1 protein-coding gene is annotated in these 679 nt (G+C 49.8%); it reads left to right on the top strand.

The annotated features are described in order from the left end of the window. Positions 1-676, top strand: a 676-nt coding sequence (locus tag R7R24_RS27270) for a DMT family transporter (RefSeq protein ID WP_318120209.1), incomplete at its 5' end; no start/stop codon positions are given. Positions 677-679 lie beyond the last annotated feature (3 nt).

The following is a 679-nucleotide window of genomic DNA, read 5'->3' as shown; positions in this document are numbered from 1 at the left end:
CTTTGGCCTCATTTTTGTGATGGCGTTGACCCTACCTTCTGCAATTTCCGGTGTCGGCATGATTTCAGTCCCCGTCTTTGCCATGCTGTTTGGTTGGGCGGTCTACAAACGTCAGCCTAGCGCAATACAAGGTATCAGCGGCGCAGTGTTGATTGCGTTAGCGTGGTTCTTGTTCGATCCAAGCTCAATCTCGCTCAATCCTATCAGTTTAGGGGCGATGCTGGCGGCCATCATGTGCATCGTGATTGGCAGTAGCGTAACCAAATCACTCGGCACAAAAATGCATTGGTGGACGGTACTCACGTGGCAGTTGATTTTGGGTGGTGTATTGCTGTCTATCGCCGCGGCTGTGTTAGCTACCATCAATCCGCAGCCTTATGTGCATGCCGTACAGAATATCGATATGACCAACACACTAGGGCTGCTGTGGGTCATTGTGCTCAACACCGCGCTAGGCTACGGCATGTATGTGTGGTTGTTGCAACGCATGTCTGTGGTCGACTTTACGTTTGGTGGCATTGCCAACCCGATTGCAGGGATCGTCTCTGGGTTATTGCTGTTGGGTGAAAACTTTACCCCACTCCAATACAGCTTGATGGTGGGCATGATTGTGATGTCTTTACTGCCTCAAATTTTAACGTCGTTGCGCGCAAGAAAAGAAGCAATAACGGTTTAAGTA

The sequence above is a fragment of the Vibrio sp. 704 genome, from assembly GCF_033339295.1.
Note: the sequence above shows the minus strand (reverse complement) of the source record. Positions and strands in the feature narration are given on the sequence as shown.